The organism is Pseudomonas sp. NPDC088429 (assembly GCF_044753305.1).
Taxonomy (GTDB): domain Bacteria; phylum Pseudomonadota; class Gammaproteobacteria; order Pseudomonadales; family Pseudomonadaceae; genus Aquipseudomonas; species Aquipseudomonas rustica.
On sequence record NZ_JBIVMX010000051.1, the window covers coordinates 24,614 to 39,336 of the forward strand.

Annotated in this window: 15 protein-coding genes; 13 read left to right on the forward strand and 2 right to left on the reverse strand. The window is 59.8% G+C overall.

The window, feature by feature from the left end; all coding sequences use genetic code 11:
* Positions 1–12 precede the first annotated feature (12 nt).
* Positions 13–708 (reverse strand): OmpA family protein, encoded by a 696-nt coding sequence (locus ACIP66_RS21390; RefSeq protein WP_053117794.1) that lies wholly within the window; start codon positions 706–708, stop codon positions 13–15.
* A 199-nt stretch (positions 709–907) separates the two neighbouring features.
* Between ACIP66_RS21390 and ACIP66_RS21395 the strand changes: the two genes are divergently transcribed.
* The 4 genes from ACIP66_RS21395 (at position 908) to ACIP66_RS21410 (ending at position 2,706) form a co-directional block, all read left to right on the forward strand.
* Positions 908–1,405 carry a DUF6231 family protein gene (locus ACIP66_RS21395; RefSeq protein ID WP_400650667.1) on the forward strand — a complete coding sequence of 166 codons (498 nt, stop codon included), beginning with the start codon at positions 908–910 and terminating at the stop codon, positions 1,403–1,405.
* Positions 1,406–1,409: 4 nt separating this feature from the next.
* Positions 1,410–1,886 carry a YchJ family protein gene (locus ACIP66_RS21400; RefSeq protein ID WP_053117790.1) on the forward strand — a complete coding sequence of 159 codons (477 nt, stop codon included), beginning with the start codon at positions 1,410–1,412 and terminating at the stop codon, positions 1,884–1,886.
* Positions 1,887–2,005: 119 nt separating this feature from the next.
* The gene (locus ACIP66_RS21405; protein WP_212549557.1) at positions 2,006–2,500 is read left to right on the forward strand and encodes an LEA type 2 family protein; all 495 of its coding nucleotides are present in this window, start codon (positions 2,006–2,008) and stop codon (positions 2,498–2,500) included.
* The gene (locus tag ACIP66_RS21410; protein WP_008083915.1) at positions 2,497–2,706 is read left to right on the forward strand and encodes an SEC-C metal-binding domain-containing protein; all 210 of its coding nucleotides are present in this window, start codon (positions 2,497–2,499) and stop codon (positions 2,704–2,706) included. The genes ACIP66_RS21405 and ACIP66_RS21410 overlap by 4 nt, the downstream gene beginning before the upstream one ends.
* Before the next feature lie 269 nt (positions 2,707–2,975).
* Here the strand turns inward: ACIP66_RS21410 and ACIP66_RS21415 are convergent, their stop codons facing one another.
* A complete protein-coding gene (locus ACIP66_RS21415) occupies positions 2,976–3,533 on the reverse strand; it encodes a cysteine hydrolase family protein (RefSeq protein ID WP_400650680.1) in 558 nt (185 codons plus the stop codon).
* A gap of 147 nt (positions 3,534–3,680) precedes the next feature.
* Here ACIP66_RS21415 and ACIP66_RS21420 point away from each other — a divergent pair, with 147 nt between their 5' ends.
* The 9 genes from ACIP66_RS21420 (at position 3,681) to ACIP66_RS21460 (ending at position 14,608) form a co-directional block, all read left to right on the forward strand.
* Positions 3,681–4,325 (forward strand): glutathione binding-like protein, encoded by a 645-nt coding sequence (locus ACIP66_RS21420; RefSeq protein ID WP_053117786.1) that lies wholly within the window; start codon positions 3,681–3,683, stop codon positions 4,323–4,325.
* Between the two features lie 191 nt (positions 4,326–4,516).
* Complete coding sequence (locus ACIP66_RS21425; protein ID WP_400650671.1) at positions 4,517–6,967, forward strand: penicillin acylase family protein; 2,451 nt, start codon at positions 4,517–4,519, stop codon at positions 6,965–6,967.
* A gap of 396 nt (positions 6,968–7,363) precedes the next feature.
* Entirely contained in the window at positions 7,364–8,398 is a 1,035-nt protein-coding gene (locus ACIP66_RS21430; RefSeq protein ID WP_212549559.1) for a ligase-associated DNA damage response exonuclease, read from the forward strand.
* Positions 8,395–10,083: an ATP-dependent DNA ligase gene (locus ACIP66_RS21435; protein ID WP_400650673.1), complete on the forward strand. Its 1,689-nt coding sequence runs from the start codon at positions 8,395–8,397 to the stop codon at positions 10,081–10,083. Before ACIP66_RS21430 ends, ACIP66_RS21435 begins: the two co-directional genes overlap by 4 nt.
* Before the next feature lie 325 nt (positions 10,084–10,408).
* On the forward strand, positions 10,409–11,191 hold the full coding sequence (locus tag ACIP66_RS21440) for a transporter substrate-binding domain-containing protein (RefSeq protein ID WP_008083900.1): 783 nt from the start codon (positions 10,409–10,411) through the stop codon (positions 11,189–11,191).
* A gap of 56 nt (positions 11,192–11,247) precedes the next feature.
* Entirely contained in the window at positions 11,248–11,976 is a 729-nt protein-coding gene (locus ACIP66_RS21445; protein WP_400650677.1) for an ABC transporter permease, read from the forward strand.
* On the forward strand, positions 11,973–12,683 hold the full coding sequence (locus tag ACIP66_RS21450; RefSeq protein ID WP_008083897.1) for an ABC transporter permease: 711 nt from the start codon (positions 11,973–11,975) through the stop codon (positions 12,681–12,683). The genes ACIP66_RS21445 and ACIP66_RS21450 overlap by 4 nt, the downstream gene beginning before the upstream one ends.
* 28 nt (positions 12,684–12,711) lie before the next feature.
* Positions 12,712–13,830 (forward strand): succinylglutamate desuccinylase/aspartoacylase family protein, encoded by a 1,119-nt coding sequence (locus ACIP66_RS21455; protein ID WP_212545300.1) that lies wholly within the window; start codon positions 12,712–12,714, stop codon positions 13,828–13,830.
* 13 nt (positions 13,831–13,843) lie between these two features.
* Positions 13,844–14,608: an ABC transporter ATP-binding protein gene (locus ACIP66_RS21460; RefSeq protein WP_008083895.1), complete on the forward strand. Its 765-nt coding sequence runs from the start codon at positions 13,844–13,846 to the stop codon at positions 14,606–14,608.
* Positions 14,609–14,723 lie beyond the last annotated feature (115 nt).

A 14,723-nucleotide genomic window follows, 5' to 3' on the forward strand; every position in this document is an offset into this window, starting at 1 on the left:
GATGCGAGGGGGCTAGCGTTGGATTTTGATTTCGGTGCGACGGTTTTGCGCGCGACCGTCTGCCGTTTTGTTGTCAGCGACCGGCTGGCTTTCACCCAGACCCGACACCGAAACGAAGCTGGCACGTGGCACGCCCTGCTGGATCAGGTACTCCACCACCGAGTGCGCACGGCGATCCGACAGTTTTTTGTTGTAGGCATCGCTGCCCACGCTGTCGGTGTGACCAGTGACGGTCAGTTGTGCAGTCGAGGATTCCTGTTTCAGGCGCGTCGCGACTTTATCGAGCACCTGTTTGTCAGGGCTGGTCAGTGTGGCTTTGTCGAACTGGAAGTGCACATCACGAATAACGATGGTTTCTTCTTTGACCACTACCGCTTCTTCAACCACGGGTGCTGGAGCCGGTGGTGGGCAGCCGTCAGCATCGACCTGCACGCCTTTTGGAGTGCCCGGGCACTTATCGCGGCTGTCCGGCACACCATCGCCGTCTTCGTCGCCATCACCGTGTACCCAGCAATACGCCGCTGCCGTACCGCCTACGATCAGCGCGCCGTAGCCCGCCCACGCCGAACTTTCCGTCGCGCCAAGACCGGCCCCGACGACACCACCGACCGCCGCACAGGTCGGCCAGTCGGTTTTCTGCAAACCTGCGCAACCCGTCAACACACTGGTTAGCAGAATCAAAGGTAATGCTGTCCGCACTATGCTCATCTGGTTTTCTCCTGAGGGATCGGCTTGAAACCGATTCAGGGAGTAAAGACCGGAGTTTTAATCTCCGCCAGCAATAGGCCACTGCTGTTTGCGACCGTGTTCACAGGACTTCGCCGCAATTGCCGCAAAGTCGCGGGACAGGGCTCTTTGCGGGCGTGATCAGGCAGGCTAGTCTTGGCGGTCTGATTGAGGAGCTTCGATGAACGTCGCCATTTCTTCCCGCACGCCGCAACAGGCGTTGGCCGCTTTGCTGGATCGCTACGCGCCGGCGCGTTTGCTGTTGATCGGCGCCAGCGAATTCCCGGCCCTGACTGCTTTCAAGGAGGCGCACCCGGATTCCGTTGTCGCCCACGCCGCCCCCGGTGCTTTGCCCGCCGAACTGGCTGCGCAGCGTTTTGATCTGGCGCTGGTGGTCGATTGCCTGGAACATTTGCCCAAGCGCAACGGCCTGAATCTGTTGGGCGGGATTCGAAATTTAAATGCCAGCCGCATCGCGGTACTGGCAGATCTGTCGGCTTGCGGCTGGCAGGAAACCGATTTCTATTCGCTGGCCCTGCAAGCCAGCGAACGTTTTCAGCGCGACGATCAAGTGTTGACCCTGTTCACCTACGATCTGCTTGACTACAAACAAGTCCCCGACTGGCTCAACGCGCGGTTCTGGGCCAATCCGGAAAATTTCGGGAAATACTGGTGGTAATGCAATGAGTACAGCCATTTGCCCGTGCGGCAGCGGCAACCTGCTGGATGCCTGCTGCGGCCATTATCACGACGGCCTGCCGGCGCCGTGTGCCGAAGCCTTGATGCGTTCGCGCTACAGCGCTTATGTGCTGGGCCTGATCGACTATCTGGTGGCGACCACCCTGCCCGCTCAGCAAGCGGGTCTGGATCGGCAGTCGATCAGCAACTGGAGCGCGCAGAGCACCTGGCTCGGCCTGGAAGTCGAGAGCTCGGAAGTCTTTGGTGGGCAGCCGGAACACGCCTTCGTCACCTTCACTGCGCGCTGGCACGACGATCAGGGTGAGCACAGCCATCGTGAGCGTTCCTCGTTTGTGCAGAACGCCGGGCGCTGGTATTTCATCGACCCGACAGTGCAATTGAAACTGGGGCGCAATGACAGTTGCCCATGCGCCAGCGGGCAGAAGTTCAAGAAGTGCTGCGCGGGGTATTTCGGCGCTTGAGGTTGAAGATCAAAAGATCGCAGCCTGCGGCAGCTCCTACGGAGGACGCGATCTCCTGTAGGAGCTGCCGCAGGCTGCGATCTTTTAGCGTCTAGACTGGCACCAAAGGGAGTTAAACCATGCTCGGTCGTCGGCGCACATTCCAATTCTTGATGCTCACGCTGTTCCTCAACCTCGGCGGCTGTGCCTCGTGGTTCAGCGACGACAGCGTCGATCCCGCCGTGCACTTGGTGAACGTCGAAGTGGTGCGGGCGAAACTGCTCGAGCAGAAATTCATCCTGCACTTTCGTGTCGACAATCCCAACGACAGCGACCTGACCGTGCGCGGCCTCGAATACCGCATTCATCTGGGCGATATGCTCTTGGCTGAAGGCGAGCATGAACACTGGTTCACCGTCGGGCCGAAGCACAGCGCGTACTTCAAGGTGCCGATCCGCACCAACCTGTGGCCGAAGGTCAAAGACGTGGTGAAACTGCTGAAAAAACCCGACCAGCAGATTCCTTATCGATTGCAGGGTGAAATGGAAACCGGTTTATTCATCGCCCACTACGTGCACCTTGAGCGCAATGGCGTGATAATCCCCGCCGATTTTATTCCGGAGCAACACCGATGACTCAGCAACCTCATGTCCATGGCCCTGACTGCAACCACGATCATGATCATGACCATCACCACGATCATGACCACGGTCACGTACACGGCCCGAACTGCGGCCACGCCCACCAGGAACCGGTGCGCAACGCCCTGAAAGACGTCGGCCGCAACGACCCGTGCCCGTGCGGCAACGGCAAGAAATTCAAGAAGTGCCACGGGGCGTGATGCTCTGGGCGGAGAGCTTCTTCGCCTGATCTGAAGCCTTCGCGAGCAAGCCCGCTCCCACAGTTGACCGGTTCCTTCACTTGGAATGCATTTATTGTAGGAGTGAGCCTGCTCGCGATTACGGTGTGTCAGTTGATGAATTTGTTACCTGACAAACTGCTATCGCGAGCAGGCTCACTCCTACAGTTGACCGCGTTCTTTCTGCTGGAACGCCATTAACTGTGGGAGCGAGCCTGCTCGCGAAGAGGCCCGCACATTCACTACAGATTTCAGCCCGCCGCCAATACCTGCGCCGCACTCACCACCGTCGCATACTCCCCCTGCAAATTCCCCAACGACATCCCGTGCACTTCTTCAGCCGTCCGCAACGTGCCGAAATAATCGGCCTTGTCGAAGGTAAAGCACGCATCCTCTGCCACCCACGTATCAAACCCCAGATTCCCCGCCGAACGCGCCGTCGATTCCACCGAGTTATTCGTCGCCACGCCAACAATGATCAACTGCCCAACCCCCGCCTCACGCAAACGCGCCTCCAGCCCGCTGGCACAAAACGCATCCGGCACTTGTTTCTGAATCAGCCATTCAGCGTCCTGCGGCAAGAACCGTTGCTGAAACTCCACGCCTTCCTGCTCAGGCCAGAACACCGAGTCCGGTTCGCGCGACAGATGCTGCACATGAATCACCGGCCCTCCGCGGTGCCGCCAGAACCCCAGCAGGTCAACAATTCTGTCTTCCGCCTGAGGATTATTCCGTCGCCCCAAACGTGGCTGCAGGATGCCTTTTTGCTGGTCGATGATGATCAGGGCTGCGTTGGCCTGAAGCTCCATGGCGATTTTTCTCATGTGCGGGTCATTGAATTCTGCGCAGTTCAGCATCACCTCCTGATAACAGGCAAGCTATCGAACGCACACGGGATCACCTGACGCTGGCGTTTGCTGTCCGCATGTAAGCCATTTTCTGATTTGGAGCCTTCCATGATCGACCTGTATTACTGGACCACCCCCAACGGCCACAAGATTTCCCTGTTCCTCGAAGAAGCCGGCCTGCCCTACAAGGTTCACCCGATCAATATCAGTCAGGGTGAGCAGTTCCAGCCCCACTTTCTGAAAATTTCCCCGAACAACCGCATCCCGGCGATCGTCGATCATCAGCCGGTTGATGGCGGCGAGCCGTTGTCGGTGTTTGAATCCGGGGCGATTCTTCTGTATCTCGCGGAAAAAACCGGCCAGTTCTTACCAAAGGATCTGCGCGGGCGGCAAACGGCGTTGCAGTGGTTGTTCTGGCAGATGGGCGGTTTGGGGCCGATGGCCGGGCAGAATCATCATTTCAGCCAGTTCGCGCCGGAGAAAATTCCTTACGCGATCAAGCGCTACATTGATGAAACGGCGCGGTTGTATGGCGTGTTGAACAAGCAATTGGCGGACAACGAGTTTGTTGCTGGCAGTGAATACAGCATTGCCGACATGGCGATTTATCCGTGGATCGTCTCGCACAAATGGCAGAGCCAGAACCTGGAAGACTTCCCGCATGTGCAGCGCTGGTTCAACCACATCAAGGATCGCCCGGCGACGGTGAAGGCCTATGCGCTGGTGCAGAAGATCAATCCACCGAAATCCTGATTGAAGATCAAAAGATCGCAGCCTGCGGCAGCTCCTACATGGGAATGAATGCCTATGTAGGAGCTGCCGCAGGCTGCGATCTTTTCCATTCGACAGAAATACACAAATAACCCCCGCCCCCGCTTGCGCGGCACCCTCCTGCTCACTAACGTAGCGCCTTTACTGACGCTACCCCCCGCAGGAGCTTTGCCATGGCCTCGCCAGCCCTTACTCATTTTCTTCCCCGGTTCGGCGTTGCCGCAGCAGTGGCCGGTGTTTTGGGCCTGTCCGGTTGCCAGACCTGGAACGCTCAGGACACCCTCCCGCCAACCTCTGGCGTGCAACCGCTCAAGGGCCTGGCGCAGAATGTTTCGGTGCGACGCAATGCCATGGGCATGCCGTTGATCGAAAGTAATACCTTCCATGACGCACTGTTCAGCCTCGGCTACGTCCACGCCAGCGACCGGATCAACCAGATGGTCACCCTGCGTCTGCTGGCTCAGGGCCGTCTGGCAGAAATGTCCGGCGCCTCGATGCTCGACGCCGACCGCTACATGCGCGCGGTCAATCTGAAGAAAAGCGCCGCCGAGCTGTACAAGGCCTCGTCGCCACGCCTCAAGCGTTTCTTTGAAGTCTATGCGCGGGGCGTCAACGCTTACCTGTTCCGCTACGCCGACAAACTGCCGGGCGACCTCGCTTCCAGCGGCTACAAACCCGAATACTGGAAACCGGAAGATTCGGCGCTGATTTTCGCCCTGCTGAACTTCAGCCAATCGGCCAACCTGCCGGAAGAAATTTCCTCGCTGGTGCTCGCGCAAACCGTGACCACCGACAAACTCGCCTGGCTCACCCCGTCGGCGCCGGACGAAAATCTGCCGCTGGCCGAGGCCGACAAGCTGCAAGGCCTCAAGCTCAACGGGCAGATTCCCGGCCTGACTGAACTGAGCAGCGCCAGCCAGCAACTGTCGACGCTGAACCTGCTCGGTGCGACTTCTTCAAACAACTGGGCGATCGCCTCGCAACGCAGCCGCAGCGGTAAAAGCATTCTCGCCAGCGACGCCCATGGGCCGCTGGCCGCGCCGTCGCTGTGGAGCTTCGTGCAGATCCGCGCACCGAAGTATCAAGCCGCCGGCGTCACCGTCGCCGGTTTGCCGCTGGTGCTCGGTGGTTTCAACGGCAAAGTCGCCTGGAGCATGACCAGCGTGCTCGGCGACAACCAGGATCTGTTCCTGGAAAAAATCCGTCGTCAGGGCAGCAGCCTGACCTACGAGGTCAACGGCAAATGGCAGCCGCTGGGCGTGCGCAACGAAACCTACTTCGTCAAAGGTCAGCGACCGATTCGCGAAGCGGTGTACGAAACCCGTCACGGTGCGTTGCTCAACAGTGCACAGGCAGCGGCGCAAGGCAGTGGCTACGGTCTGGCGTTGCAGACGCCGAGCTTCACCGACGATAAATCGCTGGACGCTTTTTTCGATCTGACCCGCGCGCAAACCGTGGAACGTGCCTCGGACGCCAGCCGTGAAATCCGCGCCATCGCCCTGAATCTGGTGTTCGCCGATGCGAGCAACATTGGCTGGCAAGTCACCGGACGTTTCCCTAACCGTCGCGAAGGCGAAGGTTTGCTGCCCTCGCCGGGCTGGGAAGGTCGTTACGACTGGGACGGTTACGCCGACCCGATGCTGCACCCCTACGATCAGGATCCGGCGCAAGGCTGGCTCGGCACCGCCAACCAGCGCGTGATTCCTCACGGTTACGGCATGCAGCTGTCCAATTCCTGGGCCGCACCGGAGCGTGGCGAACGCCTGGCCGAACTGGCCGGCAGCGGCAAGCACGACAGCCGCAGCGTGATCGCCATGCAATACGACCAGACCACCACGTTTGCCGCCAAGCTGAAGAAAGTCTTCGAAGCGCCGGGCATGAAGCAGCCGCTGAAGCAGGCGATCGATGGCCTGCCGGAAGCCGACCGCAGCAAGGCCCGTGAGGCGTTCACACGATTGATGGCGTTCGACGGCAAGCTCAGCCCGACCTCGGCGGACGCGGCGATTTATGAGCTGTTTCTGCAAGAAAGCATGAAGCAGATCTTCCTCGACGAACTCGGCCCGGAATCCAGCCCGGCGTGGAAGGCGTTTATCGCCAACGGCGATTTGTCCTACGCGGCGCAGGCCGATCATCTGTTGGGGCGTGAAGACAGCCCGTTCTGGGACGACATCCGCACGCCGCAGAAAGAAGACAAAGCGCTGATTCTTGCCCGCAGCCTTGCGGCGGCGATCAGCGCTGGCGACAGTCAGTTGGGCGGCGATCACCGGGCCTGGCAGTGGGGCAAGTTGCACAGCTATGCCTGGAAAAACAGCAATGGACAGACCGTGCGCGGCCCATTGGCGGCGGGCGGCGATCACACCACGTTGAACACGTCGGCATTCGCTTGGGGTCAGGACTTCAACACCACGCGCGCGCCGTCGATGCGTTTTATCGTCGACTTCGGCCAGACCGAACCGCTGATGGGGCAGAACGGTACGGGACAATCGGGCAATCCGCTGAGCCCGAATTACCTGAACGGGATTGATCAGTGGCTGAAGGGGCAATACATCGGGTTACCGATACAGCCGCAGAACTTTGAGCGGGTGTATGGCAAAACCCGTTTGACCCTGACTCCCGGGAAATAAACCTGACGTCAAAAGCCCCTCACCCTAGCCCTCTCCCGGAGGGAGAGGGGACTGATTGGGGGTGGCTGAAGTTTTATGCCGACATGAAGGTGCTGTGCTGAATCCGGGATTTCCTCGGTTCGTGTTTTTCCACATCCGGGATTTCCTCGGTTCGTGTTTTTCCACATCCGGGATTTGCTCGGTTCGTGTTTTTCCACATCCGGGATTCGCTCGGTTCCTGCAGTGCCGAAACCATAATCGACCCGGTTTTTCAGGTCGATGTCATTCGCCAGACACCTCGGTCGGCCCCCTCTCCCTCCGGGAGAGGGCTGGGGTGAGGGTGGCGATTCAAAGTCGATAGAACTTCCAGCCCAGCGCCAGCCTCATAGCTAACAAGCCCCCCATTGTGGTCACGCCATGGACCTTGTTATCGCGCGCCCCGAAGGTCTTTATTGCCCTGCGGGTGATTTCTACATCGACCCCTGGCGCCCCGTCGAGCGCTCGGTGATCACCCATGCCCACGGTGATCATGCGCGCACCGGCAATCAGCATTACCTGTCCAGCAGCGCCAGCGAAGGGATTCTCCGCGCGCGTCTGGGTCAAGACATCAACCTGCAAACCCTCGACTATGGCCAACGCCTGACCCACCACGGCGTCACCCTCAGTTTCCACCCGGCCGGCCACGTGCTCGGTTCAGCACAAGTGCGCCTCGAATACGGTGGCGAAGTCTGGGTCGCGTCCGGTGATTACAAGATCGAACCGGACGGCACCTGCGCCCCCTTCGAACCGGTGCGCTGCCACACCTTCATCACCGAATCGACCTTCGGCCTGCCGATCTATCGCTGGCAGCCGCAGGCGCAGGTGTTCAGCGAAATCAATCAGTGGTGGTCAGCCAATATCGCCGCCGGCAAGGCCAGCGTGCTGTTCTGTTACTCGTTCGGCAAAGCCCAGCGAATCCTTCACGGCATCGACGAAAGCCTCGGCCCGATCCTCAGCCACGGCGCGGTCGAGCCGCTGAACCGCGTGTACCGCGAGGCCGGCGTATACCTGCCGCCGACGATCTACGCCGGCGACGTCAGCAAAAACGATCCGCTCATGCGCCAAGCCCTGGTCATCGCCCCGCCTTCTGCTGGCGGCAGTAGCTGGATGCGCCGTTTCGGTGATTTCAGCGACGCCTTCGCCAGCGGCTGGATGCGCTTGCGCGGCACCCGTCGGCGGCGTGGTGTCGATCGTGGTTTCGTTCTTTCCGATCACGCCGACTGGCCCGGCCTGTTGTGGGCGATCAATCAAACCGGCGCCGAACGCGTGATGGTCACCCACGGCTCAATCGGCGTGCTGGTGCGCCACTTGCGTGAGCAAGGCCTCGACGCGCAAGGCTTCAACACCGAATACGGCGATGACGAGGAAGACAACATCGCCGCCGAACCCACCGTCGCCGAGACTCCCACATGAAAGCCTTCGCCGAGTTGTACGCCGAGCTCGACGCAACCACTTCCAGCAACGCCAAACTGGCGGCGATGCAAGCCTACTTCGCCCAGGCTGCACCGCAAGACGCGGCGTGGGCGGTGTATTTTTTGTCCGGCGGACGGCCTCGGCAATTGGTGCCGGTGCGGATTCTGCGCGAGATTGCCGTGGAAATGTCGGGCCTCGAACCGTGGCTTTTCGAGGAGAGCTATCAGTCGGTCGGCGATCTGGCGGAAACCATTTCGCTGGTGCTCCCGGAAAATCTGCACAGCTCTGAAGCCGGCCTCGCCGAATGGATCGAAGAAAAGCTGCTGCCGCTGCGTGGTGAAACACCCGAGTTTTTGAGCAGGCAACTGCCAACGCTGTGGGCGCAACTCGATCGATCAAGCCTGATGCTGTGCATCAAACTGATCACCGGCAGCTTCCGCGTCGGCGTGTCGAAATTGCTCGTCACCCGCGCGCTGGCCTCAATGGCTGGCCTGGACAGCAAACGCGTAGCGCAGCGACTGGTGGGTTACACCGACCTGTCAAACCGCCCGAACGCCGCCAGTTACCTGAAACTGATTGCCCCGGAATCCGCCGACGAGCATGCTCAGCGCGGCGGCCAGCCCTACCCGTTTTTCCTCGCGCACGCATTGTCGCAACCGGTTGAAGAATTTGAAGCGCTGATCGGCCCGGCGAGCAATTGGCAGATTGAATGGAAATGGGATGGCATCCGCGCGCAGGTGGTCAAACGCGACGGCAAATTGTGGGTGTGGTCACGCGGCGAAGAGCTGGTCACTGAACGTTTCCCCGAGCTGGATGTGCTGGTGCACGGCTTGCCCGACGGCACGGTGATCGACGGTGAAATCGTCGTGTGGAAAAGCACTCACCCGACCACCGAAGACGCCTTCGATCCGCAATCGACAGAGCCGCCAGCGGTGCAGCCGTTCGCCCTGCTGCAACAGCGCATCGGCCGCAAAACCCTCGACAAGAAAATCCTCGAAGAAGTACCGGTGGTGGTGCTCGCCTACGACTTGCTCGAATGGCAGGGTGAAGACTGGCGCAACCAGCCGCAGGCCAAACGTCGCGCGCAACTTGAAGAGGTCATTGCAAGGTGTAACAGCCCGGTGTTGCTGCCCTCCCCCGTGCTGACCGGCAGCGACTGGTTCGACCTCGCCCGCCAGCGCGAAGCCTCTCGGCGACTGGGTGTGGAAGGCATGATGCTCAAGGCGCGAGATTCGCTGTACGGCGTCGGACGCACCAAGGACATGGGCGTTTGGTGGAAATGGAAGGTTGATCCGTTCAGCGTCGACGCGGTGTTGATTTATGCGCAGCGCGGGCACGGTCGGCGCGCCAGTTTGTACAGCGATTACACCTTTGCCGTGTGGGACGGCCCGCCGGAGTCGAGCCAGCGGGCGCTGGTGCCATTTGCCAAGGCGTATTCGGGGCTGACGGATGCGGAGATGCGTCAGGTCGACAGCATTGTGCGCAAGACCACGGTGGAGAAATTTGGGCCGGTGAGTAGCGTGAAACCGAGTCTGGTGTTTGAGCTGGGGTTTGAAGGGATCGCGTTGTCGCGGCGGCACAAGAGCGGGATCGCGGTGCGTTTTCCGAGGATGTTGCGCTGGCGGCAGGATAAAACCGTGGAAGAAGCAGATAGCCTCGCGACGTTGCAAGATCTGTTGGCCTGACCCCAATCTCCCGGACATTGATCGTTCCCACGCTCCGCGTGGGAATGCAGCCTGGGATGCTCCGCGTCCCCCCAAAAGCCAAACGCGGAGCGTCCGTTGAGGCATTCCCACGCAGAGCGTGGGAACGATCAGCCACAAAACAGTGCATGCTTTCTGCGATGCCCATTTCCGGGCATTCAATCGCCCTCATCCCTCCCCGCCCAACCTTTTAAAACACTTGTTCGGGACTATGGTTCGGAAATTGCTACTTTCTATAGGTCGTACGCGTTCCAGTAACAATAATTCTGCGCCACAAGCGCTCATATTGGTTCTTAGGGATTGAATAATGAAAAAAGCATTGCTGACCCTTTCTGCACTGGCGTTGTGCATGGCCGCTGGCTCCGCGCTGGCCAAGGAATACAAAGAGCTGCGCTTTGGCGTTGACCCTTCGTATGCACCGTTTGAGTCGAAAGCGGCCGACGGCAGCCTGGTGGGCTTCGACATCGACCTGGGCAACGCGATTTGCGCCGAACTGAAGGTCAAGTGCAAGTGGGTCGAAAGTGACTTCGACGGCATGATTCCGGGCCTCAAAGCCAACAAATTCGACGGTGTGATCTCGTCGATGACCGTGACCCCGGCCCGCGAGAAAGTCATCGACTTCTCCAGCGAGCTGTTCTCCGGCCCGACCGCTTATGTGTCGAAAAAAGGTTCGGGTATCACTGCCGACGTTGCATCGCTGAAGGGTAAAACCGTTGGCTACGAGCAAGGCACCATTCAGGAAGCCTACGCCAAAGCCGTGCTGGACAAGGCCGGCGTGAAAACCCAGGCCTATCAGAACCAGGATCAGGTGTACTCCGACCTGACGTCCGGCCGTCTCGACGCCGGTATCCAGGACATGCTGCAAGCCGAACTGGGTTTCCTGAAGTCGCCACAGGGCGCCGACTATGACGTCAGCAAGCCAGTCGACAACGAATTGCTGCCAGCCAAAACCGCTGTCGGTATTAAGAAAGGTAACACTGAGCTGAAGGCGCTTTTAGATAAAGGTATCAAAGCGTTACACGATGACGGCAAATACGCCGAGATTCAAAAGAAACACTTTGGCGATCTGAATCTGTACAGCGGCAAATAATGCCTCGGCGCCCATCTTCGATGGGCGCCTTTTCCATCCGCTCAGGTTGCTGATTTATGTTCGAAACCCTCCTGCAAAATCTGGGGCTCTCCGCCTTCAGCCTCAAGGGCTTTGGTCCTTTGCTGCTGGAAGGCACCTGGATGACCATCAAATTATCGGCGTTGTCGCTGCTGGTGGCCGTGTTGCTCGGCCTGCTCGGCGCCAGTGCTAAACTGTCAAAAATCAAACTGGTGCGCCTGCCCGCCCAGCTCTACACCACGCTGATTCGCGGGGTGCCGGATCTGGTGCTGATGCTGCTGATTTTCTACAGCCTGCAAACCTGGCTGACGACCCTGACTGACTACATGGAATGGGAATACATCGAAATCGACCCGTTCAGCGCCGGGGTGCTGACCCTCGGCTTCATTTACGGCGCGTATTTCACCGAAACCTTCCGTGGCGCGATCCTCGCTGTGCCGCGCGGTCAGGTTGAAGCCGCCACCGCGTATGGCCTCAAACGCGGCCAGCGCTTTCGCTACGTGGTGTTTCCGCAAATGATGCGCTTCGCCCTGCCCGGCATCGGCAACAACTGGATGGTGATGCTCAAAGCCACCGCGTTGGTGTCGATCATCGGCCTCGCCGACTTGGTCAAAGCCGCGCAGGACGCCGGTAAAAGCACTTATCAACTGTTCTACTTTCTGGTACTCGCCGCGTTGATTTATCTGCTGATCACCAGCGCTTCAAACTTCATCCTGCGCTGGCTCGAACGCCGTTACGCCGCCGGTTCCCGGGAGGCCGTACGATGATCGAACTTCTGCAGGAATACTGGCGCGCCTTCCTTTATACCGACGGCCAGAACATCACCGGGCTGGCGATGACGATGTGGCTGCTCACGGCCTCAATCGTTATCGGTTTCCTTGTGTCGATTCCGTTGTCGATCGCGCGGGTGTCGCCGCACTTCTACATTCGCTGGCCGGTGCAGTTCTACACCTACCTGTTCCGGGGCACGCCGCTGTATATCCAGTTGCTGATTTGCTACACCGGGATCTATAGCCTCGCCGCCGTGCGTGCGCAGCCATTGCTCGACAGCTTCTTTCGCGATGCGATGAACTGCACGATCCTCGCCTTCGCCCTCAACACTTGCGCTTACACCACGGAGATTTTCGCCGGGGCGATCCGCAGCATGAACCACGGCGAAGTCGAAGCGGCCAAGGCCTATGGTCTGACAGGCTGGAAGCTGTATGCCTACGTGATCATGCCGTCGGCCTTACGCCGTTCGTTGCCTTACTACAGCAACGAAGTGATCCTTATGCTGCACTCGACCACGGTGGCTTTCACCGCGACCATCCCCGACATCCTGAAAGTCGCGCGGGACGCCAACTCGGCGACCTTTCTGACCTTTCAGTCGTTCGGCATCGCCGCGCTGATCTACCTGACCATTACCTTTGCGCTGGTCGGCCTGTTCCGCCTTGCCGAACGCCGATGGCTGGCCTTCCTCGGCCCGACTCACTAGGACCGGCCCCAGAAAAAAAGAGATGCCAATGCGCCACCTGATCCATGACTTGCTGGCCCCGCTGCCGGGGACTGCGCGACAGATTCACAGCTTCCACTTCGGCCCGGAGCAGGCCAAGGGCAAGGTTTACATTCAGTCTTCGCTGCACGCCGACGAACTGCCGGGCATGCTCGTCGCCTGGCACCTCAAGCAGCGACTGGCGGAGCTGGAAGCCGCCGGCCGCCTGCGCAGCCAGATCGTGCTGGTGCCGGTGGCCAACCCGGTCGGCCTCGAACAAGTGCTGATGGACGTGCCGCTGGGCCGTTATGAACTGGAGAGCGGGCAGAATTTCAACCGCTGGTTCGTCGACCTCAGTGAAGAGATCGGCAACGCCATCGAGGGCAAGCTCAGCGACGATCCGCAGCACAACCTCGAACTGATCCGCAGCCATCTGCGCGACGCCCTCGCCCGCCAGACCGCCACCACGCAACTGCAATCCCAGCGCCTGACCCTGCAACGGTTGGCCTGCGACGCTGACATGGTGCTGGACTTGCACTGCGATTTCGAATCGGTGGTGCACCTCTACACCACGCCCGAAGCGTGGCCGCAGGTCGAACCGCTGGCGCGCTACATCGAATCCCAGGCGAGCCTGTTGGCCACCGATTCCGGCGGCCAGTCGTTCGACGAATGCTTCACCCTGCTGTGGTGGCAATTGAAGGAACGCTTCGGCGAACACTTCGAGATTCCGCTCGGCAGTTTTTCGGTGACCGTCGAGTTGCGCGGTCAGGGTGACGTCAATCACCCGATGGCCAGCCGCGACTGCCAGGCGTTGATCGACTACTTGATTCAGTCCGATGCGATCGTTGGTGAAACCAAACCGCAACCGCCGCTGCCGTATCCCGCTACGCCACTGGCGGGCGTGGAACCGGTTACCACGCCGGTCGGCGGCTTGCTGGTGTACACGGCGGTTGCCGGCCAATACCTGGAAGCGGGGCAGCAGATCGCCGAAATCATCGACCCGATCCACGACCGCATCACTCCAATTCATAGCTCGACTGCCGGGCTGATGTACGCCCGCTCGCTGCGCCGCATGGCCACCGCGGGCATGGTCATCGCCCACGTGGCGGGCGCCGAAGCCTATCGCAGCGGCTACCTACTTTCGCCTTGAGGATGTCTGTCCCATGTACAAACTGACCGTTGAAGGCCTGCACAAAAGCTATGGCGACCATCAGGTGCTCAAAGGCGTTTCGCTCAAGGCCAAGACCGGCGACGTGATCAGCCTGATCGGCGCCAGCGGCTCGGGCAAAAGCACTTTTTTGCGCTGCATCAACTTTCTCGAACAACCCAACGACGGCGCCATGAGCCTCGATGGCCAGACCATCCGCATGGTCACCGACCGCCACGGCATGCACGTCGCCGACGCCGATGAACTGCAACGACTGCGCACGCGGCTGGCGATGGTGTTCCAGCATTTCAACCTGTGGAGCCACATGACCGTGCTGGAAAACATCACCATGGCCCCGCGCCGGGTGTTGGGTTGCAGCAAGCAGGAAGCCGATGATCGCGCGCGGCGTTATCTGGACAAGGTCGGATTGCCGGCGCGGGTGGCGGATCAGTACCCGGCGTTTTTGTCCGGCGGTCAGCAGCAGCGCGTAGCGATTGCCCGGGCACTGGCGATGGAGCCTGAGGTGATGCTGTTTGATGAACCGACGTCGGCGCTTGACCCCGAGTTGGTGGGGGAAGTATTGAAGGTGATTCAAGGTCTGGCCGAAGAAGGCCGAACCATGATCATGGTCACCCACGAGATGAGCTTCGCCCGCAAAGTTTCCAGCCAGGTGCTGTTCCTGCACCAAGGCCTGGTCGAAGAAGAAGGCGCCCCCGAAGACGTGCTCGGCAACCCGAAAAGCGAACGCCTGAAACAATTCCTCAGCGGCAACCTGAAATAACGCCATACACAAATCACCCCTGTGGGAGATTCTATGGTTGCGAACAACGTTTTTTAGGCAGTTTTGCTGACGTATGCTTTCTCGCTCTTCAGCAGCGCGTATGCAATACGCGCGA

Bases quoted from the DNA above. Each gene is read 5' to 3' on its own strand.
- ACIP66_RS21410 (WP_008083915.1), top strand. From the start codon at position 2,497: ATGACTCAGCAACCTCATGTCCATGGCCCTGACTGCAACCACGATCAT.
- ACIP66_RS21395 (WP_400650667.1), top strand. From the start codon at position 908: ATGAACGTCGCCATTTCTTCCCGCACGCCGCAACAGGCGTTGGCCGCT.
- ACIP66_RS21455 (WP_212545300.1), top strand. From the start codon at position 12,712: ATGCGCCACCTGATCCATGACTTGCTGGCCCCGCTGCCGGGGACTGCG.
- ACIP66_RS21435 (WP_400650673.1), top strand. From the start codon at position 8,395: ATGAAAGCCTTCGCCGAGTTGTACGCCGAGCTCGACGCAACCACTTCC.
- ACIP66_RS21430 (WP_212549559.1), top strand. From the start codon at position 7,364: ATGGACCTTGTTATCGCGCGCCCCGAAGGTCTTTATTGCCCTGCGGGT.
- ACIP66_RS21400 (WP_053117790.1), top strand. From the start codon at position 1,410: ATGAGTACAGCCATTTGCCCGTGCGGCAGCGGCAACCTGCTGGATGCC.
- ACIP66_RS21445 (WP_400650677.1), top strand. From the start codon at position 11,248: ATGTTCGAAACCCTCCTGCAAAATCTGGGGCTCTCCGCCTTCAGCCTC.
- ACIP66_RS21390 (WP_053117794.1), bottom strand. From the start codon at position 708: ATGAGCATAGTGCGGACAGCATTACCTTTGATTCTGCTAACCAGTGTG.
- ACIP66_RS21425 (WP_400650671.1), top strand. From the start codon at position 4,517: ATGGCCTCGCCAGCCCTTACTCATTTTCTTCCCCGGTTCGGCGTTGCC.
- ACIP66_RS21415 (WP_400650680.1), bottom strand. From the start codon at position 3,533: ATGGAGCTTCAGGCCAACGCAGCCCTGATCATCATCGACCAGCAAAAA.
- ACIP66_RS21440 (WP_008083900.1), top strand. From the start codon at position 10,409: ATGAAAAAAGCATTGCTGACCCTTTCTGCACTGGCGTTGTGCATGGCC.
- ACIP66_RS21420 (WP_053117786.1), top strand. From the start codon at position 3,681: ATGATCGACCTGTATTACTGGACCACCCCCAACGGCCACAAGATTTCC.
- ACIP66_RS21460 (WP_008083895.1), top strand. From the start codon at position 13,844: ATGTACAAACTGACCGTTGAAGGCCTGCACAAAAGCTATGGCGACCAT.
- ACIP66_RS21405 (WP_212549557.1), top strand. From the start codon at position 2,006: ATGCTCGGTCGTCGGCGCACATTCCAATTCTTGATGCTCACGCTGTTC.
- ACIP66_RS21450 (WP_008083897.1), top strand. From the start codon at position 11,973: ATGATCGAACTTCTGCAGGAATACTGGCGCGCCTTCCTTTATACCGAC.